We start from the raw sequence: 25863 nt of genomic DNA, 5'->3' as shown, positions 1-25863 counted from the left end.
TCGGGCCGTGTCAGCAGCGCGTGCCGCCGGAGGTCTGGCCATACTGCTTGACGGGAAAGTTCTGCTGGTCGGCGTTGCCTTCGGCGGCCGAGCTCATCGGGCACCGGGCGAAGGATCGGCTGTCGTGAACACCGAGCGATCCCGTCACCTCAGGCTCATAAGGCCCGACCGGGACGGACCGTTCCATCCCGGCGACGGAATGGGCGGCCAGAGCGGAGGAGACCGGAGCGCTCACGCCGAGAATGACGGCGGCAACGACGGCGGCAACTCGCATTTTCATTTGGTGTTCATACTCCTTAAGCAGCGACAACCCGGCCTTTCCCAGCTGTTTCTCTCTGCATGGCTCGAATATAGGCAAAACTTATAGTTTCGGATGTGACGCGACGCACGTGCGAAGGCGGATTAAGTCGCGCGCCGGGGTGCGAAAGGCGCGCCGCACGCGGGGTTTTGCGCTCAGTTCTCGTCCGTCGGACCCTGGGCGCGGGAACCCCGCCGCCGCAGCCAGCGCACGCTGCGTCGCACGCGGTCCGACAGAGCGGGCCGGCGCTCGAGGCTGTTCCGGATCGCCTCCGCCGCGCGCTCCAGGGCGAGGGCGGCGCGCCCGCGCAGGGTCAGGGGCACGGCCAGCCCGAGCAGGGCCCGCGCTTCCGGACGGAAGCCGTTCTTGTAGGTTTGCGCGCCGACGGTGAAATCGAAATAGGTCAGGCCCTGCGCCCGCGCCCAGACCATGATGCGCGCGGCGATGAGCAGGCCCGGCGCGAAGGTCCGCCACGGCTCCCCCGCCATGGCCAGGATGGTACCGTGGAAGGCGCCGCCATGGACGAGGCCGTAGGCGGTGGCGATCCACGCGTCGTCGGCCTTGAGGCCGAACACCCGCACGGATCCGGTCTCCGCTCCGGAGAGTGCCGCTGCGCGGTAGAAGGCGGCGGTGCCGGGCAGGTCCAGGGGCTCGTGGCGGCCGATCTCGCGGAAGCGCTCGCGCCGCTGCGCCGCGAGGGTCTCGAAGAGCTCGGCGATCTCCGCCTCCCCCTCGGCAACCACCAGGCGGACCGTGGCCCGCCCGTCGAGGCGCTTGGCCCGGCGCTGCAGGTCCCGGTGGAAGGAGGCGCTGCAGACGCGCTTGAGCAGGGTGTCGGGGTCTCCCTCCAGCGCGACCCCGGACGCCGTCAGTGCGATCGGCCGCGCCTCCGGGAGCAGGGCGAGCGGGTTGGCGACCGGACCGAGCGCCTCGGGGATCCGGGCGAGGCGCAGGAGGTCGCAGGGCGGCAGGGCCCGAAGGACCACCCGCCAGATCGCCGCCGCCTCGCCGGCCCCGGGCGCGAAGCCGGGCGCGAGCAGCGGCGCGGCGTAGTCGCAGACGCCGAGATCGAGCGCCTCGACGATCCGTACGCCCCGATGCCGCCGCTGCACCAGCGGCAGCAGCATCACCGCGTCCCCCGCGCGCCGGATCTCGAGGATCAGCGGCACGCCCCGCCGCGGCGGGCAGAGATGCGCCACGAGGCACTGCGCCCATTCGAGGCGCTGGTAGGCGGTGCAGGCGCCGGTCTCCTGGAAGCGGCGCCAAAGGGGCGCGACCGCGGCGGGATCGGCGTGGGGAACGGCCGCGAAGGCCTCGGTACCCTCGGGCACGGGCGCGCTCATGGAAGTCTCCGCACCAGGGCCGGAACAAGCCGGGACAGGCCGGCGGCGCGCGGGGCCGGCGTCGCGCCAGCCCGGCCCGGAGCTCGACGCCAGCACCAGACCAGGACGATGATTTCGGAGATCGCCACCCCGGCCATCGACCATGCGGGGGCGACGAGGACGACCAGCGCGGTCACCAAAACCATCCCGACGGTGGCGCTGGCCAGTGCCATCGCGGCGAGGTCGCGGAAGCCGAGCCGCGTCTCGATCAGGGTCTTGGGTCCGGCATAGAGCATGGTGAGGGTCACGGTCGCCCAGACCAGCCCGACGATCAGCACGAAGGGGTCCTGCGCGAAGCGGCCCGCGAAGAGATGCGCCTCGATCGGGCCGGCGAGCACGAGGATCGCGCCGCCATAGCCGAGGCAGGCGGCGGTCAGCGCCGCGCTGCCCGCCGCCGCGACGCGTCGCAGGCGTCGGGTCTCGCCGGCCGCAATGAGGCGGGCCATCTCCGGCTGCGTCAGGTTGACCACGACGGTGCCGAGGAGCCGCAGCGGGGAGAACAGCACCAGCACCGCCGCGATCGGGGCGTAGGCCGCGGGGCCGGCGAGCAGGCCGACGAGGAGCATCGGGCCCTGTCCCTGGAGGTTCGCCGTCGCCGTCGCGGCCACCGACCACGCGAAGGCGCGCCAGAGCCGGCGGTAGCGCCGCCCGGCCCGGCGCAGATCAATCCGGATCGGCTCGCGCAGGATCGCGAGGGCCGCCACGAGGCCGATCCCGTGGGCGACGGCGAGCAGCCACAGGCTGTCCCAGAGGAGGGCACCGGGCTCGCCCCACAAAAGGAGCCCGAGGAGCGCCATGCCGCTGACCGCGTAGGCGAGGTCGCTCAGCCCGGCGACGCCCGCGCGCCCGCGGACGATCAGCAGGGTGCGCAGGAAGCTGCGCAGGGACCACGCCGTCACGAGAGCGCCCGCCGCCAGCGCGCCCGCGCCGACGAAGGGCGCGAAGGCGAGGGCGGTCAGGAGGCCGAGAGCGAGCGCGGAGACGACCGCCCCCGTGCCGAAGCTGACGGCCAGCGCCCGGGCGGCCGGGCCCGAGCGCGCCTGCGGGATGAAGGTCGCGGCGGGCACGCCGGCCACGGCCCGCACGAAGGTGAGGGCGACGGCGGCAAGCCCGAACACCATGGCGAACAGGCCGTAATCATGCGCCGAGAGGGCGCGGACCAGGGCGAGGTTGAGCCCGAAATGGAACAGGCTCTGGAGCACCTCGCCGCCGAGCATCACCGCGAAGCGCTGGGCGAGACGCTGGGCCTCGGGCCCCGTCATGGTGCGGTCACCGGCGTCTCCGCCGCGGCCCGAACCGCGGGCATCAGGCGCTCGCGCAGCAGGGCCGCGACCGCGCGCCGGGCGACCGCCTCGGTGAACAGGGCCTCGTAGCGGACCCGACCCGCCGCCGGGAAGCCGCGCCACGCGGTTGGTGCCTCGACGATCCGCGCGAGCGCCTCGGCCAGAAGGTCGGGCCGGCCCGGGGGCAGGCACCAGCCGCAGCCTCCGTCCTCCACGATCTCGGTGAGGCCGCCGATCGCCGAGACGAGGGGCGGGCGTCCATAGGCCAGGGCCTCGATGGCGACGCGGCCGAGGGATTCCGGCAGGCGCGACGGGACCGCGACGATGTCGGCCCAGCGGTAATGCGGGTCGGGGTCGGGCGTGAAGGGCAGGAGCGTCACCCGCCCGGCATGGGCGGCGCTTGCGATCCGCCGCGCCAGCGTCCGCTCCCGCTCCGGATCCTGGAAGGCGCTTCCGACGATGCGCAATTCGATGCGCCGGGCGATGCGCTCGGGCAGGGCGACGAGGGCGTCGAGGAGTACGTCCTGGCCCTTGATCCGGCTCAGGCGTCCCAGCATCAGCACCCGCAGGGGCCGTGCCCCGTCATAGGACGGTGGCAGGGCCTCGGGCGGGCCGGCGATCCCGTTATGGATCACCCGGGCGGGCTGCACGGCCGGCAGCGCGAAGGCCTGCCGCGTCGCCCGGGAATTGAACACGATCTCGGCCCGGCTCCAGCGGGCGAGGCCGCGCAGCAGGGTGCGGGCCGCGCCCTGCGGGATCTCGTGCACGTGCAGGATCGTCCGGCCGGGGAAGAATCGGGCCGCCAGCAGGTGATCGGCCACGACTGCGGTGTTCACGTAGACGAGGTCGGCCGTCGCGAAGCGCCGCGCGGCGGACAGGACGGCGGCGGGAAGCCGCAGCGGACCGAGCAGGGCGAGCCGCCACAGGCCTTTCCGACGGAGAATCCAGAGGTTTGCGTAGTCCACGCGCGTCGCGAGCGGTTCCAAGAGCGTTACGATCGGTCCCGGCTGAGGCAGGACCACCGTCAGGTCAGCGGCCGGAAAGGTCTGGCGAATGGCACCGACGGTTTCGATGAAGCATCGGTCCGAGCCGTAGAGTTCGTAGCCCTGATGGATACAGACGATGCGCATGGACCCATGGCTTTCGAAACGTCCCGGTTCGGTACCGCTCCGGCCGCGGCGGAGCTGTCCGAGCAAACCGCGGGCCTGATCCCGCGGGAGGACGGGTCGCACCGTCCGGCGGTGGCGATCCTCGGCACGCGAGGCATCCCGGCGGCCCATGGCGGCTTCGAGACGCTGGCCGAGCGTCTGGCGTTGTACCTCGCCGGCCGGGGCTGGCGCGTGACGGTCTATTGCCAGCGCGAGGTCGACACGGTCCGGCAGCGCTTCGCCACCACGATGTGGCGGGGGGTCGAACTCGTCCATGTGGAGGTCGGCCTCACCGGGGCGGCGGCCACCCTCGCCTTCGACGGGCATTGCGCGCGCCACGCCGCGACGCGGACGGTCCCGTGCCTCGTCCTCGGCTATAACGGGGCCGTGTTCCTGCCCTGGCTGCGCCTGCGCGGCTGCAAGGTTCTCACCAATATGGACGGGATCGAGTGGCGCCGCCCGAAATGGGGCCTCGCCGTGCGCGCCTACTTCTTCGCGAGCGAGTGGCTCGCGGCCTGGGCCTCGCACCGGCTGATCGCCGACCATCCGGCCATCGCCGATCACCTCGCTACCCGCCGGCCCCGGGGGGCGATCGCGACCATTCCCTACGGGGGCGACCCCGTCGCGGCGGCCCCGACCGCGCCGCTGGAGGTCCTCGGGCTGGCGCCGGACGGCTACCTTCTCAGCGTCGCCCGGATCGAGCCGGACAATTCCATCCTCGCCATCGTGCGCGCGTTCTCGCGCCGCCGCCGCGGGGCGCGCCTCGTCGTGCTCGGCTGTCTCGATCCGGCCAATCCCTATCACCGTGCCGTGCAGGCGGAGGCCGGCGACGAGGTGCTGTTCACTGGCGGGATCTACGATACCGCCATCGTGCAGGCGCTGCGCTTCCACGCCCGCGCCTATCTCCACGGACACCAGGTCGGCGGCACCAACCCGTCGCTGGTCGAGGCCCTGTGGGCGGGCAACGCGGTGATCGCCCACGCCAACCCGTTCAACGCCTGGACCGCCGGACCGGAACAGATCCTGTTCCGCGACGAGACGGAGCTGGAGGCGGCGATCGACCTCGCCCTGACCCAACCGGAGCGCCTCGCGCCGGCCCGGGCAGCGGCGCGACGGCGGGCCGTCGAGCGCTTCCAGTGGTCCGAGGTTCTGGCGAACTACGAGGCGGAGATCTACGTCCTCGCCACCGGTCGGCACGCGTCCCCCGGTCCGGCATCCCGGCCGGCCCTGAACCGCCCCGCGGCCTCGCCCGGCGCCCGCTGAGATGATCTCCCGGCGCGCCCTCCTCGGTTCCGCGGCGCTCTCGGCCGTGGCGCCGGTTCCGACCCCGGCCGCGGGTCCGGCCCGGGCAGCGGGTCCCCGGCTGCGCCGCGGCATCAGCCTGTGGCCCTGGTTCTCGCTCACCAAGGAATATTCGGCCCCGCGCACCGACTATGCGTGGCCGCCGTTCCAAGATCAGCGGCCGGTCCCGCGCCGGGCCGATCTGCAGCGGATCGCCGAGGCCGGCTTCGATTTCGTGCGCGTGCCGGTCGATCCCGGGCCGTTCCTCGCCTTCGAGGGCACGCCGTTCCGCCGCCGCCTCCTCGAGGAGCTCGACGCGGCGGTCGGCCTCTGCCTCGAAGCCGGGCTCGCCGCCGTCGTGAATCTCCAGATCAACGAGGCCACCCATCACTGGACCTCGCGCCGGTTACTCGCAGACCGGGAAGCGCCCGGTTTTTCCGCCTACCGCGCCCTCGCGGCGGAGGTCGCCCGGCGGCTCGCCGGGATCGACGGCGCCCGGACCGTGCTGGAACCCGTCAACGAGCCGCCCCAGTCCTGCGGCGCGCCGGCCTGGGAGGCGGTGCAGCGCGACCTCCTGACGGCCGCCCGCGCGGCGGCCCCCGGGCTCGCGCTCACGGCGACCGGGGCCTGCGGCAGCATGGTCCCGGGCCTGCGCGCCCTCGATCCCGCCCCCCTCGAGACCTTCGCGCCGCTCACCTACGTGGTCCATTTCTACGAGCCCTACCTCTTCACCCACCAGGGCGCGCCGTGGATGCGCGGCGAGCCGTTCTACCGGTCGCTGAACGCGGTGCCCTGGCCGGCGAGCGCCGGGACGCTCGAGGCGACCCTGGCCGCCACCCGCCGCCGGATGGCGGAGGATTCCGGACGTTCCGCCGCCGAGAAGGAGGCCGCCTGGACCCAGACCGAGGCCAAGATGCGCGAGTATTTCGCGGCCCGGCCCGACCGTCGGTTCCTAGCCCAGGGCCTCTCAGGTGTCCGCGATTGGGCCCGGGCCCATGGCATCGCGGCCGACCGCGTCCTGATCGGCGAATTCGGGGCGCTCCGCAGCGACGCCCGCTACGTCGCCGCGGGCGCCGCCGACCGGGTGCGCTACCTGCGCGACCTGCGCGAGACGATCGAGGCATACGGCTTCGGCTGGGCCTACTGGAACTTCTTCGACGGGTTCGGCCTCGTCACCGACGACGCCACCCGCGTCTTCGACCCGGAGATCGTCGCCGCCCTCGGCCTGCGGATGCCGGGGTGAGGGGGCTTCACCGCGCCGGCGGCGCACCCTTCGGGTCCAGCACCTCGACGATTCCGGACTTGTCCCCGCCGGGGCGCGGGCTGCCCGTCAGGGTGTAGATGCGGCCCATGTAGGTCACGGCGCCGAAGCCGTGGCGGGCGGTGGGCAGGCGGGCGAGACCCCGCCAGACATTGGCCGGAAGGTCGAAGGCCTCGACCGCGTCGTAGGTGCGGGTGTTGGATTCGCCCCCGATGACGAAGACCTCGCGGCCGAGCACCGCCGAGGCGACACCGCTGCGCGCGGTGGGGAGCGCCGCCGCCTCGCTCCAGCGATCGCTGCCCGGATCGTAGACCTGATTGGTCGCGAGGTTCCTGCTCGACTCGCCGTCGACCCGGCCGCCGGTGGCCACGACGCGCCCCTCCACCGTCTGGACCGCGAGATGGTCCCGCGGCGTCGGCAGCGGGGCCGCGCTCGCCCAGGAATCGGTCGCGGGATCGTAGATCTCGTGGGCCGCCACGTTGCCTCGGCCCGAACCGCTGCCACCGACCACGTGGATTTTCCCGCCGAGCAACGTCGCCCCGCCCGCAGCCCGCGGCGTCGGCAGGTCCGCCCTCCGCTCCCAGGCATTCGCCTTCGGATCGTAGGCCCAGACCTTCGGGCTCGCCTCCCAGCCGTTCACGTAGCCGCCGAACACGTAGATCCGGCCGCCCTGCTCGGCCGCCATGGTGTGGTGGACCGGATAGGGAAACGGCGCGCCCTTGCTCCAGCGATCGGCGGCGAGATCGTAGATCAGCAGCTCGGTCGCGCCGTTGTAGTCGCCGATGACGTAGGCCTTGCCGTCGAGGGCCGCGACCGCGACCTCGGAGCGTTCGGCGGGGGCCGAACTCCCACCGGCCCAGACGCCGACCTCGTGGGACGCCGCCGGACCCGCCGGCAGGAGCAGCCCGAGGAGGGCGAGGCGGGCAAGGAGGCGAGGCGCAAGAGGGCGAGGGGCAAGAGGGCGAAGGGCAAGCGGTCGGATCATGGGCGGGTCTCCGGCGTCGGGCCTGCACCAACGCGGCAAACGGCCCGCGGAGCCGGATTGCGCCGGGTCTTGCGTCCGCGAACGGTTGCGGCCAGAACCCCGCCGAGGCGGGCAAGGGCGCGCTCGCCGCCACGGCGGAGGCCGGTTCGGCGGGGAACGGGGCGCGGTTCATCAACGACCGGGAGAGGCGGGCCGACCCGGCGCGGTCGGGCGCGGCTCCGGACATTTTCGAGGGATGGGTCGGCGCGATGATCTTCAAGGCCGCGGCCGCGGCTCTGCGCCAGGTCCTGTCCCCGGCGCTGCGCGGCATCCTGCTCAAGTCGCTGGCGCTCACCATCGGCCTTCTGGTCGCAGTGTGGTTCGGGCTCACCCGCCTGATCCAGGCGTTCCAGGCGAGCCACCACATCTCCGCGGATTACCCCTTCCTCGACACCCTGGCCTATTTCCTGGCGGGGGCCGGGTTGTTCGTGGCCTTGGCCTACGTGATGCCGGCGGTCTCGATCCTCGTCGCGGGCTTCTTCCTCGACGACGTCGCCGAGATCGTCGAGCAGACCGATTTCCCGGCGGAGGCCCGCGGCCGGGCGCTGCCCTTCGGCGCGGCGATGGGCTCGGCATTGCGCTTCGCCGGGCTCGCCCTGCTCGTGAACCTCGTCGCCCTGATCCTCGTCTTCGTGCCGGGGGTGAACCTCGTCGCGTTCTTCGGCGCCAACGCCTATCTGCTCGGGCGCGAGTATTTCGAACTCGCCGCCGGGCGGTTCCGGCCGCTGTCCGACGCCCGGGCCATGCGCGAGCATTTCGGGTTCACGGTGATCCTCGCGGGCTGCCTGCTGGCCGGGCTCATGGTGATCCCGCTCGTCAACCTCGTCACGCCGCTCTTCGGCGTGGCGCTGATGGTCCATCTCCACAAGGCTCTGGAGCGCAAGGCCGCGCTCTCTGGCCCGGCCGGTCCGAACGCGCGGCTGCCGCAGCGCTGAGCGTCCCGGATCGGGACGCCGCCCCCCCGGCCGCGCCGGATTCGGGACCGGAATCCGCCCCCGACCCGCGCATGCCGATTGCAGCGTCCCGCCGGGCGCCCATCGCGGCGTCCCGTAGCGGAACCAGTCGCAGGGGCGGTCACCGGCCATGTTGCAGCTCGAGAGCGGGACGGAGGCGACCGGCCGTGCCCTGGCCCTACCGGCGCCCCGTGGTCCGGTGGGGGAGATCGACCGCAGCGCCGAGATCGGCGACCTCTGGCGCATCCTGTGGCGCCGACGGACGACGGTGCTGTGGACCACGCTCCTCTTGGTCGCCGGCACGGTGGCCTACTGCCTGCTGACGCCCGCGCTCTACACCGCGACCTCGCAGATCCTGATCGATCCCCGCGACCGCCAGGTGCTGACCAACGACATCAACCCCGCCATGGTGGCCCCGGACGGCGGCGTCACCCAGGTCGAGAGCCAGGCGCGGGTTCTCGAATCGGCCGGCGTGCTGATGCGCGCCGCCGCCGCGACGGGACTCACCGACGACCCCGAATTCATCGGCCGCAGCGAGGTCGGCGCCCTGGTGGCCGAGGCACGCGCGCTGGTCGGCTGGCCGGAGCCCGAGGCTTCCGCCAGCGACGTCGAGGACCGGCTGCTGCGCAACCTGCGCAAGCGCCTCGCGGTGAAGCGCGCTGACCGGGTCTTCGTCATCGACATCGTGTTCACCGCCAAGACCCCCGAGAAGGCGGCCCGCGTCGCCAATGCCATCGCCGCGGCCTATCTCGTCGATCAGGGCGAGGCGCGGGCGGAGGCCTCGCGCCGGGCCTCGACCTCCCTCACCGACCGCCTCGGCGAGCAGCGCGAGCGGGTCCGCGAGGCCGAGAACCGGGCGGAGGCCTACCGGGCGAAGAACGATCTCGTCCGCTCCAACGGGCGCCTCGTCACCGAGCAGCAGCTCGGCGAGATCAATGTGAGCCTGAGCGCGGCGCAGGCCAAGACCGCCGAGTTGAAGGCCCGCCTCGACCAGATCGAGGCCACCCGGCGCAGCGGCGCCCCGGAGGCGATCAACGAGGCGATCCAGTCGAACACCGTCGGCAAGCTCCGGGCGCAATATGCCGAACTCGCCGAGCGGCAGGCGGATCTGCGGACCCAGCTCGGCGCACGCCACCCGTCGATCCTCGCGGTGACGACCCAGCTCCAGGAAGTGCGCGGACTCATCACCGCCGAACTCGGCCGCATCGCCCAAGCGGCCCGGGCCGATTACGAGCGGGCGGCGGCGAGCGAACGGGCGATGTCCGCCCATCTCGCCCGGCTGCGCGGCGAGAGCGCGGCGACGAACCAGGCGGCGGTGAAGCTGCGCGAGCTGGAGCGGGAGGTCGAATCCAGCCGCAGCGTCTACACCACCTTCCTCACCCGCGCCCGGGAGATCGAGGAGCGGGCCGGCATCGACGCCACCAATGCCCGCGTCGTGACCCGGGCGATCCCGCCCCAGGACAAGAGCTGGCCGCTGCCGGCTTTGTTCATCCTCGGCGCGGCGACCGCCGGGCTGGGACTCGGCACCGGGCTCGCTCTGGTGCGCGAATATGCGAGCCCCGCCGTACTCTCCCGCGGACAGTTCCAGGGACTGACCGGCGCGCCCGTCATCGGCCTCGTGCCGGACGGAGCGCGGCGGCGCGGCGGGCGGGCCCGGCGGGCGGCGCAGGCGGCCCGCGAAGCGGCCGGATCCCTGGCCCTGACGCGGCTCCTCGGCATCCGCGGCGGCACGCTGGGGAGCGCGACCAGCGTGTTCGTGACCTCGGCGGCCTCCGACGCCACCGAACGCCGCCGCCTCTCCCAGCTGCTGGCCGGTCTTGCCGAGGCGCGGGGGCTCCAAGTGCTGATGATCGAGGCCGACACGCTCGGCCCCGAGGCGACGCCGGGCCTGCTCGACGTGCTGCGCGGCGACGAGCCCCTCGGGACGGTGCTGCGGCAGGGTCCGTCGAGCGGCGTGCGCCTCCTCGGCGTGGGTCGGGCGACGCGGGGGGCGGGCGAGCGCGGCCGCGAGGCCCGCGACCGCTTCCGCGCCGAGATCGGGCGCCGCTTCGACCTCGTCGTCATCGACGGCGGCGCGATCACCGAGAATCCGCAGGCCGCCGCCCTGATGCCCCTCGCCGACGGCGTGCTGCTCGTGGCGCGCCTCGGCGCGACGGCGCAGCGTGACGTGGCCGAGGCGGTCGAGGCCGCCGGGCTCGCCGGGCATCCGGTGAGCGCGGGCGTGATCGTCACCCGCGCCTGAGGCGAGCCGCATGCCCGTCGCCCCGTCCCTCCCGTCCGCCGCCTGGGCCGCGCCGCCGGCCCGGACGCGGCCGCGCGGTCTCACGGCGCGCCCGGCGATCCTGCTGTTGCTCGTTCTGTTCCTGCTCTCGGGCGGGGTGCTGTGGCATCTCGGGATCAATTACGACGGCTTCACGGGGAGCGCCGCCGCCAAGATCCATCCGGCGAGCACCCTGGCCGGGTTGCTCTTCCTCTGGGCGCTGGTCGCGTCGGGCGATCCGGTGGGCTTCTGCCTGCGCACCGTCCGCGACGCGCCCGCCAGCCTGCTCCTGCTCGTCGTCGGCTCGGCGCTCCTCCTGCAGGTCACGCTGCGCTCCGGCACCGGGCTGGCGGGCGCCATCGACACCTTCGCCGGGCCGGCGCTCGCCATGATGCTGCTCGTGCGGATCGATCCCGCCCGGCTCGGGCCGCTGGAAGCCGTCCTCCATGCGGTGATGCTCGCCAATGCCGGCCTGGGGCTCGCCGAGTTCGCCACCGGGCAGCTCGTGTTCCCCTATCGGCTCGACGGTGAGACCTTCCCGACCGACACCCGTTCGGCAGCCTTCCAGGGCCATCCCCTCGTCAATGCGCTGGTCACCGCGACCTACATGCTCGCCCTGATCGGGGGCGGCGGCTGTCTGCGGATCGGCCCGCGCCTGGCCATGCTGGCGCTGCAGGGCGCCGCCCTCGTCACCTTCGGCGGGCGCACGGCGATCGTGGTCGTGGTGGTGCTCGGCGCCCTTCACGCCCTCGTCGCGACCCTGCGGGTGCTGCGTCGGGGCCGGGTGCCCCTGCTCGGCGCCGCGGCGGGCCTCGCCGCCCTCGCCATGGCGCCCCCGGCCCTGGTCGGCCTCGCGGTGGGCGGCTTCTTCGACCGGCTCGCCGAGCGCTTCGTCTCGGACGGCGGCAGCGCCCATGCCCGCCTGGAGATGCTGGCGCTCCTCGATCGGATTCCGCTGCACGAACTGATGTTCGGTCCCGACCTCGCCTATGTCGAGACCCTGCGCCGGATGCACGGCCTCGAATGGGGCATCGAGAACCCGATCGTCCGGATGCTGCTCTACCAGGGCGTGTTCATGACCGCCCTGCTCACGATCGCGGTCGTTCTCTTCGTCGCGGAGATCGTGCGGCGCTGCCGGCCCGGCACCCTCCTGCCGGTCGTCGGCTTCGCCCTCCTCGTCAACGCCTCCGAGAGCCTCGCCAGCAAGACGACCCTGCTGGCGAAGTTCGCCCTGATCCTGCTGGCGCTCTATCGGCCGCTGTTTCCCGCCGCGCCCCGCAGGATACCTCACGGTTGAGCCCGGGCCCGGATCCCGGCGCGCGACCCCCACGAGAGACGTCCGCCCGCGTTGTTTCGCGCTGCGGGGATGTGGTAGCGGCAGGCCGGCAGGGAGCTGGGCCGGGCGACCGGAGCGCCGGGGCGGACGCGCGATCCGGCCCGACCGTCACCCGGTCCACCCTATCAGACAGGCGCTCAGGGCAGCGCCGGACGGGGCCGCATGGACATCCGGCAGCAGCTGCTCGCCGCCTTCGAGGTCGAGCATCGGGAGCATCTCGACGCGATCCGCGCCGCCCTCGCGGCCGAGGGCGCCGTCGATTGGCACGACGTGTTCCGCCGCGCCCACAGCCTGAAGGGGGCTGCCCGGGCGGTCGATCTCCCCCCGGTCGAGGCGGTCTCCCACCAGCTCGAAGCCTTGTTCGAGCGCATCAACACCGGCCAGCGCAGCCTCGACCGGGAGGCCCGGGCCGCGACCCATCTCGCGCTGGACCGCATCGAGGCCTTCGTCGCCGCGGGCGGCAGCGGGTCGATGCCGGACGATGCGCTGGCGGCCCTTGCGGCCTGCCTCGACCCGTCCGCCGCAGCGCCGCCTCCGCCCCCGGCCGTCGAAGCGCCCCCGCCGCCCGCCACGCCGGAGCCGGCCGCCGAACCGTCCCAGGCGGTGCTGCGGGTTCCAGCCGCCTCCGTCGAAGCGCTGACGCGGGCGAGCCATGGGCTCTGGACTGCTTTGCCCGCGCAGACCGTCCTGACCGAGCGCGTCACGCGCCTGGGCGGCCAGATCCGCGCGCTGCGCCTCCGGGCCGAGGCCGCCCGCCGCCCGGATTCCGGCGACGAGGCCGGCACCCTGCGCGCGGCGCTGGCCGAGATCGAGGCCGGGCTCGGTACGCTGCTGCGGGAGGCCACCGATCTCGCCCAGGGGCACAGGACCGCCAACCTCACGGTCGAGACCGCCGCCGCGCGCCTGCGCGAGGAGGCCGAGCGCCTCGCCCTCGTCCCCGCCGAGACCGTGTTCGGCGGCCTAGCCCGGGCGGTCCGCGATCAGGCGCGCGCCGAGGGGCGCGAGGTCGAGGTCACCGCCCGCGGCCTCGACCTGCCAGTCGAGCGCTCCATGCTTCAGGCGCTCAAGGACCCGGTGCTGCACGCCCTGCGCAACGCCCTGAGCCACGGCGCCGAGCCCCCCGAGGCCCGCGCCCACGCCGGCAAACCCGCCGCGCTGGCGATTCAGCTCACCGTCGAGGCCCAGGGCGGGCGCCTCGTCCTCGGCATCCACGACGACGGCCGCGGGCCCGATCTCGCCGCCATCGAGGCGAAGGGCCGGGCCCGCGGCTTGATCCTGCCCGGCGAGGTGCTCGACGCCGAATCCCTCCTCGCGATGCCCTTCGAACCCGGCTTCTCCACTGCGGGCGCGGTGGACGCGCTCTCCGGCCGCGGCATGGGCCTCTCCGTCGTCGCCGAGGTCGCCCGGGTCCTGCACGGACAGGTGCGGCTCTCCGCCCGACGGCCCCACGGCACCTCCCTGGTCCTGACCCTCCCGCTTTCGGCGGCGCGCCGTCCGGTGATCGTCGTCGAGGCGGGCGGCACCCGCTACGCCCTGCCGAGCGGCGCCGTAGAGGCGCTGCTGCGCCTCGATCCCGCCGGCCTCGACACCGTGGCGGGCCGGCCGGTCCTAGCGGTCGCGGCGCAGGACGGGGAGGGCGCGACGCTTCCGGTCGCCGCGCTGAGCGCGCTCCTCGGCGCGCCGCCCGTGGCGGGGGAGGAGCGGCTGATGCCGGCCCTGCGCCTGCGCGGCGCCCGCGGCCGCTGCGTCGTCACGGTCGAGCGCCTGCACGAGGTGCGCACGCTCCTGGTGCTGCCCGCTCCGCCCTTCGGCGCCGACCCCGCCCTCGTGACCGGAACCGTCATCCTCGGCACCGACACCCCGGCCCTGGTCCTCGACCCCGACGGTCTCCTCGACCGGCTCGGCCGCGCCGGCCCGGGCCCGGTGCGCGCCGACCCGCCGACGCAGGTCTCGGGCGACGGAACGATGCCGGGCAAGCAACGTTCGACGATTCTTGTCGTCGACGATTCCATCACGACCCGCACCCTGGAGAAGAGCATCTTGGAAGCCGCGGGCTACCGCGTGATCGTCTGCGTCGACGGGCAGGAGGCGCTCGACCGCTTGCGCGCGCGCATCGAGCCAGTCGACTGCGTCGTGGCCGACGTGGAGATGCCGCGCCTCGACGGGTTCGGCCTCGTCGAGGCCCTGCGCGCCGAGGACGACTTCGCCCGCCTGCCGGTGATCCTGATGACCTCCCGCGGCGCCGAGAGCGACGTCGCCCGCGGTCTCGAACTCGGCGCCGACGCCTACCTGACCAAGCAGAAATTCGACCAGCGCGAACTTCTCGAGACCATCGGTCAATTGCTGTGAGCGGCGGACCCGACCTCTCCGCGCCCACCGGGCGCGTGCGCGTGCTCGTGGTCGAGGATTCGCTCGTGGTGCGTATCCTGCTGACCCACATCATCGCCCGCGACCCGCGCCTCGAACTCGCCGGCGCCGTCGAATCCGGCGAGGCGGCGCTCGCGGCGATCGACACCGTGCGGCCCGACGTGATCTCCATGGACATCCGCCTGCCCGGGATCGACGGTCTGGAGACGACGCGGCGCATCATGGCGAGCCGGCCGACGCCGATCGTCGTGATCGCCGACTCGGTCGAGGATTCCTCGTTGAAGATCTCGATGAACGCGCTCCGGGCCGGCGCCCTCTCGGTGGTCGAGAAGCCGGTGGCGACGACGAACGACGGCTACGAGGCGGTGGCCGGGCAGATCTGCACCCAGTTGCGCATCATGGCGGCCGTCCCGGTGATCCGCCGCCGGCCGATCGGTGCCGAATGGGCCGCGCGGCAATCCGGTGGCCCGCCGGAGCCCCCCGTCGCCCTCGAACCCGTCGCGGCGGCCCCGAGCGTTCTGGCCATCGCGGCCTCCACCGGCGGCCCGCCGGCGCTGGCCAAGGTGATCGGCGGCCTCGCCGCGGATTTCTCCCTGCCGATCCTCCTCGTCCAGCACATGGGCGCGGCCTTCATGGACGGCTTCGCGAGCTGGCTCGACGGGGTCGTGCCCCTGCCCGTCGGCATCGCCCGCGACGGCGAGGCGATGCGCCCCGGGCGGGTCTATGTCGCGCCGGGCGACCGCCATCTCGAACTCGGCACGGGCGGCGTGCTGCGCGTCCACGATGCCGCGCCGGTCGGCGGCCAGCGCCCGGCCGCCACCGTGCTGTTCGCCTCGCTCGCCCGGCAGGCGGGCCCTCAGGGTATCGGCGTCCTCCTCACCGGCATGGGCGAGGATGGGGCGCAGGGCCTGCTCGAGATGCGCCGGGCCGGCGCCGCGACGGTGGCCGAACACGAGAGTTCGGCGGTCGTCTACGGAATGCCGGCGGCGGCGGTGCGGCTCTCGGCGGCGGCGCGGGTGCTGCCGCTGGACCACGTCGCTCCCCACCTCCTGCGCCTCGCGCAGAGGAGGCCGTCATGAGCGGGGACCCGACCGCGGGCGCCGATCTGGCCCCGAGCCACCGCCTGCTGCTGGTGGAGGATTCCGAGACCCAGGCCCTCGAATTGCGGCTCCAGCTCGAGGCGCAAGGCTTCGCGGTGCAGCGCTGCGCCACCGCGGAGGCGGCGCTCGACCTCCTCAACACCGACCTGCCCGACCTCGTCGTCGCCGACCATCACTTGCCGGGCATGAACGGTGACGAGTTCACCCGGCAGATGCGCCTGTCCCTGCGCACCCGGGCCCTGCCCGTGGTGATGCTCACCAGCGCCCGCGACGGCGAGCGCCACGGCTTCGAGAGCGGCGCCGACGCCTATGTCGAGAAATCCGCCGATCGCGATCTCCTCGTGCTGCGTATCCGCGCGCTCCTGCGGGAACGCCGGGGCGGGGCGTCGGATGGGCCGTCCGGCGCCGCTTTCCGCCGGGGACGGATCCTGATCGTCGATGGCAGCGCCACCTACCGGGCCTTCTTCACCGGGCTCCTGAGCCAGGAAGGCCACACCGTGGTGGCGGCGGCCGACCGCACGGCGGCGCTCGCGGCCCTCGACGAGCCCGGCGCCTCATTCGACTGCGTGACCCTCGATTTGATCGGCAGTCCCTATGACGGCATCGCCCTCTGCACCGAGATCGGCGAGCGCCGCAGCCGGGCGGAGACCGGAGGGCTCGCCTTCCCCCTGATCGGCATGGCCGGCGCCAAACCCGACAAGAGCCTCCTGGTCGCAGCCTTCGCGGCGGGCGCCGACGACGTGGTCTCGAAGGCCGACGGCGAGGTGCTCGCCATGCGGGTGCGCGGCCTCGTGCGCCGCCGCCTGCTCGAGGAGGACAACCGGCGCATCTCGGGCGAGTTCGGCGACCGCGAACGTGCGGTCGAGCGGGCCCGGGCCGAGGCCGAGGCGGCCGCCGCCCGCGCGGCCCTGGCCGACGCCCTGCAGCAGGCCAACCGCGACCTCGAGGATGCCAACCGCAAGCTCACCGAGGCGCAGGCCAAGCTCGTCCAGGCCGCCAAGATGGCCTCGCTGGGCGAGCTCGTCGCGGGCATCGCCCACGAGATCAACAATCCGCTGGCCTTCATCCTGGCCCATCAGGGGACCGTCGAGCGACTGCTCGGTGAATTGCCGACACCGGAAGCCGCCGAGGGCGCCCGGGCGCTGACGAAGGCCCGCGACCGGGTCGGCTCGATGCGGCTCGGCCTCACCCGCATCCAGGAGCTGGTTCTGAACCTGCGGAAATTCTCGCGCCTCGACGAGGGCGAGCGCGGCCTCGTCAACGTGCCGGAGGCGATCGAGACCGTACTGGCCCTAATCCAGCACAAGCTCGGGACCCGCATCGCCGTCGCGCGCGATTTCTCGGGCCGCGCGGAGATCCATTGTACGCCCGCCTTGCTCAATCAGGTCGTCATGAACATTCTCGGCAACGCGGCCGACGCGATCCCGGGGGAGGGCACCATCACGATCGCCACGTCGTCCGACGCCGAGACTGATACGATCCGCATCAGCGACACCGGTCCGGGCATTCCGGAAGACTTGCGCGAGAAGATCTTCGAGCCCTTCTTCACGACGAAGCCGGTCGGCTCGGGCACCGGGCTCGGCCTCGCGATTGCCTACAGCGTCGTTCAGGCGCATAGCGGCTCGCTCACCGTGGAGACCGCCCCCGGCGGCGGCGCGAGCTTCGTCATCGGCATCCCGAGGCAACCGGCATCGGCATGAGCAAAGGTACGATTCTCGCCGTCGATGACGAGCCGGACATCCTGATCGCTCTGGAGGACCTGCTCGAAGACGAGTACCGGGTCCTGACCTCGTCCAAGCCCGAGGAAGCGCTGGCGCTTCTGCGCAGCGAGCCGGACATCGCGGTCATCGTCTCCGACCAGCGCATGCCCGGCATGACCGGCGACATCCTGCTCGCCGAAGCCCGTGGCTTTCACGAAGCACAGGCGATCCTGCTGACGGGCTATGCCGACATCTCGGCGGTGATCGCCGCGCTCAACCGCGGCGGCATCATCGGCTACGTCGCCAAGCCCTGGGACCCGACCCTCCTGCGGGCCACCGTGCGCAACGCCTACGAGCGCCATCGCCTCGGCCGGGATCTGGCCACCGAGCGTGCGCTCTTGCGCGGCCTGCTCGACCACGCCGAAGAGGCGATTTCCTTCAAGGATGCGGGCGGCCGTTTCGTGCGCCTCAACCTGCGCAAGGCCGGCCTCGTCGGCGCCGGAATTGAGGCCTGCCTCGGGCGGACCGAGGGCGAACTCGCCGGCGGCTCGGACACGGAGGAGGCCGAGGCGGCCGACCGCCGCGCGATCCGGACCGGCGAGGCCGGCTCGACCGTGATCGCCCACGGGGCGCTCGGCGCCGAGCGCTGGTCGCACGTCATCCGCGTGCCGATCCGCGGGGCGGGCGGGGACGTGACCCATCTCGCCACGATCGAACGGGACGTCACCGAGCAGAAGAGCCTGGAGGCGCGGCTGCGCCAGTCCGACAAGATGCAGGCGCTCGGGACGCTGGCCGGGGGCATCGCCCACGACTTCAACAACCTTCTCACCGCCATCCTCGGCAGCCTCGAACTGGTGGGGCCGAAGATCGCCGATCAGCCGCGGGTCAAGCGCCTCGTCGACAACGCCACCGGCGCGGCCCAGCGCGGCTCGGCCCTCACCAAGCGCCTCTTGAGCTTCAGCCGCTCCAACGACCTCAAGGCCCGGCCGGTCGATCCCAACGCCCTGATCGAGGGCATGAGCGCCCTGTTCGGATCGAGCCTCGGCAGTCTCGTCACCGTGGCCCGGGACCTCGAACCCGACCTGCCCTTCGCCTGCGTCGATCCCGACCAGCTCGAACTCGCGATCCTCAACCTCTGCATCAATGCCCGCGACGCGATGCCGGACGGCGGCACCGTGACGATCTCGACGCGGCGCGCCGAGATCACGGACGATCCCGATCTCAAGCCCGGCACCTACTCCGTCGTCGCCGTCTCCGACGAGGGCACCGGCATCCCGCCCGAACTGCTGGAGCGGGTCTGCGAGCCGTTCTTCACCACCAAGGCGGTCGGCCAGGGCACCGGCCTCGGACTCGCGATGGTGTTCGGCCTCGCCCAGCAGGCGGGGGGACGCCTGCGCATCACCAGCACGGTCGGGGTCGGCACCCGGATCGAGCTCGCCCTGCCACGGGCGGAGGAGGTCGCCGAGGGCGAGCCGGCGGACATCGCCCCCGCCGTTCCGACGGCGACGGCGCCGGCGCGCATCCTCGTCGTCGACGATGACCGGGAGGTGCGCCACGTGACCGCCTCCTTCCTCAGCGATTTCGGCTACACCGAAACCGAGGCCTCCGACGGGCCGACCGCCCTCGCCCTGATGGAGCAGGGTCAGGGGTTCGACTTGGTGGTGGCCGACCTCGCCATGCCCGGCATGACCGGCGTCGAACTCGCCGCCGCCATCCGCAGCCGCTTCTCCGGGGTTCCGGTCCTGTTGCTGACCGGCCATGCCGAGGCCGTTCCGATCCCCGACGACCTGCCGGTGATGCAGAAGCCCTTCGCCTCCGCGGAACTGGCCGCGCGGGTCTCGCAACTGCTCGCGAGCGGCGTCTGATACGGGCTCCGCTTGATCAAAGCGGAGCCCGTATCAGGCCTGCGCGGCGTTTGAGCGAAGCCCAAATCCGCCATCCCGAAGGGATCAACCGGATTTGGTATGACGCCCGGGGGCCACAGCCCGACGATCGCGTTCCGACCCGATTGCGCTCCCCATAGACCGGGAGAAAGATGGTTTCGTGTCGGCCCTGACCGATTCGCGAACGTTTTTTCTCCGAGGTGTGACCATGACCAGCGTGAACGTCGAAATGGTGAAGTGCGCCTGTCCGGACTGCGTCTGCGTGGTTTCGCTGGAGAAGGCGGTGAAGCGCGAGGAGAAGGCGTTCTGCTGCGACGAATGCGCTGACGGCCATCCGGACCACAGCGGCTGCGATCACGCCGGCTGCGCCTGCCACGGCTGATACCAAATCCGGTTGATCCCTTCGGGATGGCGGATTTGGGCTTCGCTCAAACGCCGCGCGGGCGGGACTGATCCGGGCTCCGCTTTGATCAACCGGAGCCCGGATCAGGCTTTCGCGGCGGGGTCCGCCCCGCTGCCCCGGACGGGCGCGCCGCGTCAGCGCCCCTCCTTGCGCCAGATCTCGAAGAACGATCCCAGCTTTCCCCGCACCGGCATGCGCTCGTCCGACAGGGCGTCGACGAAGGCGGCAAGACGGCGCGACTTCACCACCGTGTAGGTCGTGAGCGCCAGAACCCCGGCAAAGACCAGCACCACCGCGACGAGCTTCTCGCCAGGGGTCGCGTGGGCGAAGTCGAGCACGTTCATTCCCAGGACCGAGGCCGTGATCGCGCCCACCATGAAGCAGATCGTCACCACGGTCAGCTTGAGGAAGAAGCGCGACTGGCGCCGCAGGGACTCGCTGTCGAGATAGGCCGACATGGCCCCGAGCGATTGCCGGACATCCTCGTAGAGCCGCTCGGTGCCGAGCTTGCCCGTGAGCAGCGCGAAGACTTCGCTGGCCTGGGTCTGGTTCGAGGCCTGGTGGAACCAGTAGCGGTGGTTGAACCGCAGGAAGCTCTCCATCGACAGGCGCATGTCTTGCGCGAAGCGGCCCACGCTGCGCCGGTCGGTGATGTCCAGCGCGTTCACCGCCACGGCGAGCCGGTCGGCCATCATCAGGAGCGCGGCCTTGTGGAACCGCGCGATCAGGAAGAGCTGGAAATAGCGGTGCCGGAACTCGCCGAGCAGCCCACGCTCCGGATCAAGCGCCGCGGGCGCGGTGCCGGTCACCAGGGTCAGGCCCCAGCCGCTACAGGTGAGCCGCAGGCCCGACATCGCCCCCCGGCCCGGATCGAAGAACCGATCGTGGCAGTACTCTTCTTCGAAATGCGCCAGGTAGGCGTCGGAATAGGGCAGTTCCTCCGAGCATCCCGGCCCGGTGTTGAGCCCCAGGCGGACATAGTCGGTGCGGGTGATGGCGGAGGGATCGCGGGTCGCGAGGAAGCCCATCCCGGGGATCCGGTAATCTTCGAGGTGCCGGTAGCGCAGCGGCCCGGGGACCGTCGAATGGTGGGGGACCATCGGGGCGAGCAGAAACTCCCAATGGGCCGCGACCTGGGCCGAGCGGTTGCGGCGCACGGCGGCCAGCATGCGGGCCCGGTCCTCGAAATCCGACGCCGCGAGGACCGCGCCGTCGGCTCCGAGCCATTCCATGCGGGCCGGGCAATGGAGCGCGCGCCCCTCGGCGTCCCAACCGGACGGGTAGGTGCGGCCGACGCGGAACATCAGATCCTGCGCGACGGCGAGGGGCAGACGGTCCGCGGCGAGTTCGACGCTGAGCAGCGCGATGTCGAGGTCGTGGAAGAAGGAGAGGGCGATCTGCACGACCGTGAGCGCGACCGGCGGATCGCCCTCGTCGAGCACGACCCGGGCCGCCGTCACGTCGTCGCGGCGCACCACGTGGATCGGCGACGGCCCGTAGCCCCGGCCGGCCTCGCGCCCGTAGGCCTCCCCGTACAGGAAGTGCTGGACGTGGGGCAGGAACGCGACGAATTCCCGGTAATGACGCTCCTCGAACGCCCCATGCCCGTCGCCGAACCGATCGGACAAGGTGTGCCAGGGCGGGCCAAGGCGCTGCCAGTGGCAGGCCATCGGCTCCGTGCCGGTCGGAACGAGTTGCAGGGGCCAGAGCAGGATGTGACGGAAGTGTTCGACCATCGTGTCCGACGACATCCACGGCTCCGGGTCACAGAGAATCGGCCTGCCGGTGGGGCATCGTCAGTCTTGTAGGAGGTCTCCCGTCAGCCGAACACAGTTCATCGGTGACAGCGAAACGGGATCGGGCGCGGTCCGGTCGATCGGCCCCGCGCCCGACAGGCCCTCAATTGCCGTAGAGGTAAGTCGGCAGCCACAGCACCATGCCGGGCCAGAGATACATGAAGATCATGCATAGGATCACGATCCCCATATAGGGCATCATGCCGGCAAAGATCTGGTTCAAGGTCACGTGCGGTGGAGAGACACCCTTGAGATAGAAGGCCGACATCGCCACCGGCGGCGACAGGAACGCCGCCTGGAGGTTCACGAAGACCAGCACGCCCCACAGGATCGGGTCGATGCCGAAATGCTTCAGGAGCGGCATGAAGATCGGCACGAAGATGATGATGATCTCCGTCCATTCGAGCGGCCAGCCGAGGACGAAGATGATCGCCTGCGACAGGATCATGAACTGCAGCGGCGTCAGCCCGAGCGAGAGCACCCATTGCTCGACCAGCGCCTGACCGCCGAGCAGGGCGAAGACCGCCGAGAACAGGGCCGACCCGACGAACAGCCAGCAGATCATCGCCGTCGTCTTGGCGGTGAGGAACACCGCCTCCTTCGTCCGTTTCCAGTTCAGCGTGCGCGCCTGCAGGGCGAGCAGGAAGGCCCCGGCGGCGCCGACGGCGGCCGATTCCGTCGCGGTCGTGATCCCGAACAGGATGACCGCCAGCACGAGGAGGGTCAGGATGCCGAGCGGCATCACCGAGGAGGAGAGGAGCTTCAGGACCTCGAACCGCTCCGCATCCATGCGGCGGTAGTAGCGTGCGAGGATCACGAGGCTCACGGCAGAGGCGACGGCGAAGCTCCAGTAGAAACCCATGGCCGGGGCGGCATCGACCGCGACCGCCTCGGGCGCCGGGCCGCCGCCGAGCACTTCCAGCCCCTCCGGCGCCGCGTCGTCGCGTTTGGCGGTCTGATAGATCGTGACGTACCACCAGATGGTGGCGAGGATCGCGCTTGTCATCAGGAACGGGACGAGGGCGGTGGCGAAGTTCTTCAGCGCCTTCGCGCGGGGAACCAGGGCGCCCGCGGCGCCGAGCCCGGCCGGGGCGAAGCTCGCTCGGAACAGGCCGACCAGCATGTTGTTCGAGGCGGCGGCCTGGAGGCGGAGCATCCAGTCCTCCACCGGCACCCGGGTCTGCGCCTCGGTGAGGCGCGGCGCGATCGAGGGTCGCAAGGTGGCCCAGCCGATGACGTAGACGACGTAGAGAAGGGCGAGGAAGAAGCCCGGGAAGATCGCCGCCGCGTAGAGCTTGACCACCGACTGCCCCGCCACCGCCGCGTAGACGATGATCATGACGGAAGGCGGGATCAGGATGCCCAGCGTGCCCCCGGCGGTGATAACGCCGGCCGCCAGCCGCGTGTCGTAGCCGGCCTTGAGCATCGGGTTCATGGCGATGACGCCCATGAGCACGACGACCGCGCCCACGAGCCCGCTGGCGATGCCCCAGAAGGTGCACACGATCAGGGTCGCGACCGCGAGGGAGGCGGGCACGCGCCGGAACGAGAGCTGCACCGCGTAGAACATCTTGTCCACGAGGGCGCCGCGCTCCATCACGTAGCCCATCAGCACGAAGAGCGGGATCGAGATCAGCACGTCGTTGGTCATGGCGCCGTAGGTGCGCTGGACCATCAGGTCGAAGATCCGGTTGTCGATCAACGCCTCGTTCGGATTGTAGAAGGCGTAGAAGCCGAAGAAGATGCCCAGTCCCATCAGCGTGAACGCGGTGGGAAAGCCCATCATGATCGCGACGACGATCAGTCCGAGCATCAGCAGGCCGAGGCCCGGATCGGTCATGTGGTCTGGTCCCCTGCCATGCCGCGCTGGCGCGCGGATTCTTCGATCGCGTGGGCCCGGGCGATGGCGGATTCCCGCGTGGCCTCGTCGACATGCTCGCTCTGGGCGAGCTGCTCCTCGACGACGTCGATCTCGCTGACGTCGCGCAGGCGGCTCGGCCAGGCACCGGTGCGCAGGCAGACGATGCAGCGCACGATCTCGGCGAAGCCCTGCAGCATGATGAGCGCGCCCGCGATCGGGATCACCGTCTTGAAATGGTAGATCGGCGGCCCGTCCGCCGTGGTCGTCGAGTGTTCGCCGATGCGCCACGACAGAGCGGCGTAATCGTAGCCCGCATAGATCAGGGCCATGATGCCGGGAATGAAGAACACGAAGTAGAGGACGAGGTCGAAGGCCGCCTGCGTCCGCGGCCGCATGGACCCGTACAGGAAGTCACCGCGCACATGGGCGTTGTTGGCCAGCGCGTAGGCGCCCGCCAGCATGAACAGGGTGCCGTAGAAGATGTTGCTGGCGTCGTAGATCCAGGCGGTCGGCATGTTGAGCCAGTAGCGTTTGACCACCTCGAGACAGATGAGAACCATCAGCCCGATGATCAGCCAGGCCGCGGCCTTGCCGACCCAGGTGCTCAATGCGTCGACCGCGTGGAGGAAGCGTTGCACGCTCATGCGAGACCCTTGCACGGGTGAAGAGCCGTTCGGGGTGAGAGCCGGACGGCCGGGCATCGTCGTCGCGATGGGGGAGCCGCACCCGATCCGGGCGGGCGTCGTGCTCGGGATCCGATCGGTCGCCGGGGGCCGCCTCCGCGCCGTCACCGCGAGACGGAGCGGGCGCGATCCTCAGGCTCCGCGCGATCCGGACCGGTCGCGCTGCTGGGATGGCGTCGCTCACCCTCGCGATGACGGCGTCGGCGGGACACCGACGCGATCGATCGGATCAGATCTTCTTCGCGGCCGCGTTGGGGCCGAAATAGTGGTCGACCGCCATGCGACGGTTGACGACCGTGTCCTGCTCCCAGCGGGCGGTGCGCTCGGCGAAGGCGATCTGCGAGGCGATGATCTCGCGGAACAACGGATTGTCCGCCGCCTTCTTCTTCACGACCTCGTCGTAGACGTCGAGTTGCTTCTTCAGGACCGGGTCTGGGGTCTTGTAGAACTTGACGCCTTTCGATTGCAGCTCCTGATAGGCTTTCGAGTAACGGTCGATCGCCTTCCACTGCATGTCCTGCGAGGCGGCCTCGGTCGCGTTGGCGATGATGGACCGCAGACGCTCGGGCAGGGCGTCGAACTTGGTCTTGTTGAACAGGATCTCGAAGGATTCCGCGTTCTGGTGGTAGCTCTGCAGCATGCAGACCTTCGAGACGTCCGAGAAGCCCAGCGCGAGGTCGGAAGCCGCGTTGTTGAATTCGGCCGCGTCGAGCAGGCCGCGGTCCATCGAGGAGACGATCTCGCCCGCCGGCAGCGCGTTCACGGCGGCGCCCATGCCCGAGAGCACGTCGATCGAGATGCCGACGGTGCGGAACTTGAGGCCGTTGAGGTCGTCCGGCTTGGCGATCGGCTTCTTGAACCAGCCGAGGGGCTGGGTCGGCATCGGGCCGTAGGGCATCGAGACCACGTTGGCGCCGATCGAGGCGTAGAGCTTGTCGAGAAGCTCCTTGCCGCCCCCGTATTTGTGCCACGCCATCAGCATGTTGGCGTCCATGCCCCAGCCCGGTCCCGAGCCCCAGAGGGCGAGGGCGGTCTGCTTGCCGTAATGGTAGACCATCACGCCGTGGCCGCCGTCGAGGGTGCCCTTCGAAACGGCGTCGAGAAGACCGAAGGCGGGAACCACCGCGCCTGCCGGCAGCACCTCGATCTTGAGGTCGCCGCCGGTCATATCGTTGACCTTCTTGGCGTAGTCGAGGGCGAATTCGTGGAAGATGTCCTTGGCGGGCCACGTGCTCTGCCAGCGCATGCTGATCGGCCCCTGGGCCTTCACCACCGTCGGCGCTGCCACGACCGTTGCGGCCGTGGCCGCCACACCTAGGAATCGGCGGCGTGTCGCCCGCCGACCCGTCGGCTCACGTGAACTCATCCTCGTCCTCCCTGACGCGCCGGCCTTCGTCGGCAGGCTTGTTGCGGGATACTAGGCTTGAATTTCGTATCTTGTCTTCAGTTTTGATGGGCGATCGTGACGAGTGCGGCCGCTTGTCCCCATCCTGCGACCGATGTTCGGGCCGAAGGGCGGCCGTCCGCAGCGTGGAGGCGCATGCGACAGCCGTCGGTCTTTCGCTCGTTTCTGCCCCGGCGGCCGCGATCCCTGCACAGAACCGGGCTCCGACGGATCAGACACCTGATTCTACAGCAAACTGTCAATTGTGATACGAATCGCTTTGTTGCAGTGCACTGTGATGAGTAGGCGCCACCCTGCCCGCCCCCCCGCATGCCGGGGCGCCATCGAGCGACTTTCCGCGATTAGGGAGGGGCGCGACGCGCGGCCTCGGGCGCGATCCCAAAAAAGCCCCACCCGCGTGACCATAGCGGAGGCGCCCGGCGGGGACCCTCCCGGGTCT

The 25863-nt window shown here is 71.6% G+C and carries 19 protein-coding genes; 10 read left to right on the top strand and 9 right to left on the bottom strand.

What is annotated here, in order from left to right; all coding sequences use genetic code 11:
• Nucleotides 1-10: 10 nt before the first annotated feature.
• The 4 genes from LW587_RS02240 to LW587_RS02225 form a co-directional block, all read right to left on the bottom strand.
• Nucleotides 11-280 carry a hypothetical protein gene (locus tag LW587_RS02240; protein WP_232628062.1) on the bottom strand — a complete coding sequence of 90 codons (270 nt, stop codon included), beginning with the start codon at nucleotides 278-280 and terminating at the stop codon, nucleotides 11-13.
• A 173-nt stretch (nucleotides 281-453) separates the two neighbouring features.
• Complete coding sequence (locus LW587_RS02235; RefSeq protein WP_232627978.1) at nucleotides 454-1641, bottom strand: GNAT family N-acetyltransferase; 1188 nt, start codon at nucleotides 1639-1641, stop codon at nucleotides 454-456.
• The gene (locus LW587_RS02230) at nucleotides 1638-2942 is read right to left on the bottom strand and encodes a lipopolysaccharide biosynthesis protein (RefSeq protein WP_232627977.1); all 1305 of its coding nucleotides are present in this window, start codon (nucleotides 2940-2942) and stop codon (nucleotides 1638-1640) included. The genes LW587_RS02235 and LW587_RS02230 overlap by 4 nt, the downstream gene beginning before the upstream one ends.
• Nucleotides 2939-4093, bottom strand: coding sequence for a glycosyltransferase (locus LW587_RS02225; RefSeq protein WP_232627976.1), 1155 nt, complete (start codon nucleotides 4091-4093; stop codon nucleotides 2939-2941). Before LW587_RS02225 ends, LW587_RS02230 begins: the two co-directional genes overlap by 4 nt.
• 6 nt (nucleotides 4094-4099) lie before the next feature.
• On the opposite strand from LW587_RS02225, the gene LW587_RS02220 reads away from it, so the two are divergent.
• Both LW587_RS02220 and LW587_RS02215 read left to right on the top strand, forming a co-directional pair.
• Nucleotides 4100-5374 carry a DUF1972 domain-containing protein gene (locus LW587_RS02220; protein ID WP_232627975.1) on the top strand — a complete coding sequence of 425 codons (1275 nt, stop codon included), beginning with the start codon at nucleotides 4100-4102 and terminating at the stop codon, nucleotides 5372-5374.
• 1 nt (nucleotide 5375) lies between these two features.
• Nucleotides 5376-6635: a glycoside hydrolase family 5 protein gene (locus LW587_RS02215; protein ID WP_232627974.1), complete on the top strand. Its 1260-nt coding sequence runs from the start codon at nucleotides 5376-5378 to the stop codon at nucleotides 6633-6635.
• A 7-nt stretch (nucleotides 6636-6642) separates the two neighbouring features.
• Here LW587_RS02215 and LW587_RS02210 read toward each other — a convergent pair whose 3' ends face one another.
• Entirely contained in the window at nucleotides 6643-7638 is a 996-nt protein-coding gene (locus tag LW587_RS02210; RefSeq protein ID WP_232627973.1) for a Kelch repeat-containing protein, read from the bottom strand.
• A 248-nt stretch (nucleotides 7639-7886) separates the two neighbouring features.
• Here LW587_RS02210 and LW587_RS02205 point away from each other — a divergent pair, with 248 nt between their 5' ends.
• From LW587_RS02205 to LW587_RS02170, 8 genes are all read left to right on the top strand, one after another.
• The gene (locus LW587_RS02205; RefSeq protein WP_232627972.1) at nucleotides 7887-8612 is read left to right on the top strand and encodes a sulfate transporter family protein; all 726 of its coding nucleotides are present in this window, start codon (nucleotides 7887-7889) and stop codon (nucleotides 8610-8612) included.
• A 148-nt stretch (nucleotides 8613-8760) separates the two neighbouring features.
• Nucleotides 8761-10872 (top strand): GumC family protein, encoded by a 2112-nt coding sequence (locus LW587_RS02200; protein ID WP_232627971.1) that lies wholly within the window; start codon nucleotides 8761-8763, stop codon nucleotides 10870-10872.
• 10 nt (nucleotides 10873-10882) lie between these two features.
• Nucleotides 10883-12187 carry a VpsF family polysaccharide biosynthesis protein gene (locus LW587_RS02195; protein ID WP_232627970.1) on the top strand — a complete coding sequence of 435 codons (1305 nt, stop codon included), beginning with the start codon at nucleotides 10883-10885 and terminating at the stop codon, nucleotides 12185-12187.
• 201 nt (nucleotides 12188-12388) lie between these two features.
• Nucleotides 12389-14575: a hybrid sensor histidine kinase/response regulator gene (locus LW587_RS02190; RefSeq protein WP_232627969.1), complete on the top strand. Its 2187-nt coding sequence runs from the start codon at nucleotides 12389-12391 to the stop codon at nucleotides 14573-14575.
• A 35-nt stretch (nucleotides 14576-14610) separates the two neighbouring features.
• Complete coding sequence (gene cheB / locus LW587_RS02185; protein WP_232628061.1) at nucleotides 14611-15672, top strand: chemotaxis-specific protein-glutamate methyltransferase CheB; 1062 nt, start codon at nucleotides 14611-14613, stop codon at nucleotides 15670-15672.
• Complete coding sequence (locus LW587_RS02180) at nucleotides 15669-17393, top strand: response regulator (RefSeq protein ID WP_232627968.1); 1725 nt, start codon at nucleotides 15669-15671, stop codon at nucleotides 17391-17393. The genes cheB and LW587_RS02180 overlap by 4 nt, the downstream gene beginning before the upstream one ends.
• Nucleotides 17390-19258 (top strand): response regulator, encoded by a 1869-nt coding sequence (locus LW587_RS02175; protein WP_232627967.1) that lies wholly within the window; start codon nucleotides 17390-17392, stop codon nucleotides 19256-19258. The genes LW587_RS02180 and LW587_RS02175 overlap by 4 nt, the downstream gene beginning before the upstream one ends.
• Nucleotides 19259-19484: 226 nt before the next feature.
• Complete coding sequence (locus tag LW587_RS02170; protein ID WP_232627966.1) at nucleotides 19485-19658, top strand: metallothionein; 174 nt, start codon at nucleotides 19485-19487, stop codon at nucleotides 19656-19658.
• 155 nt (nucleotides 19659-19813) lie between these two features.
• Here LW587_RS02170 and LW587_RS02165 read toward each other — a convergent pair whose 3' ends face one another.
• From LW587_RS02165 to LW587_RS02150, 4 genes are all read right to left on the bottom strand, one after another.
• The gene (locus tag LW587_RS02165; protein ID WP_232627965.1) at nucleotides 19814-21430 is read right to left on the bottom strand and encodes a CorA family divalent cation transporter; all 1617 of its coding nucleotides are present in this window, start codon (nucleotides 21428-21430) and stop codon (nucleotides 19814-19816) included.
• A 148-nt stretch (nucleotides 21431-21578) separates the two neighbouring features.
• Nucleotides 21579-23315, bottom strand: coding sequence for a TRAP transporter large permease (locus tag LW587_RS02160; protein ID WP_232627964.1), 1737 nt, complete (start codon nucleotides 23313-23315; stop codon nucleotides 21579-21581).
• Nucleotides 23312-23980, bottom strand: a complete 669-nt coding sequence (locus LW587_RS02155; RefSeq protein ID WP_232627963.1) for a TRAP transporter small permease subunit — start codon at nucleotides 23978-23980, stop codon at nucleotides 23312-23314. The genes LW587_RS02160 and LW587_RS02155 overlap by 4 nt, the downstream gene beginning before the upstream one ends.
• Nucleotides 23981-24248: 268 nt before the next feature.
• Entirely contained in the window at nucleotides 24249-25385 is a 1137-nt protein-coding gene (locus LW587_RS02150) for a TRAP transporter substrate-binding protein (RefSeq protein ID WP_232627962.1), read from the bottom strand.
• Nucleotides 25386-25863: the final 478 nt, after the last annotated feature.

This window comes from Methylobacterium sp. Leaf118 (assembly GCF_920984675.1).
GTDB lineage: Bacteria > Pseudomonadota > Alphaproteobacteria > Rhizobiales > Beijerinckiaceae > Methylobacterium.
The sequence above is the reverse complement of the archived record's forward strand: the minus strand, read 5'-3'. Positions and strand labels throughout refer to the sequence as shown.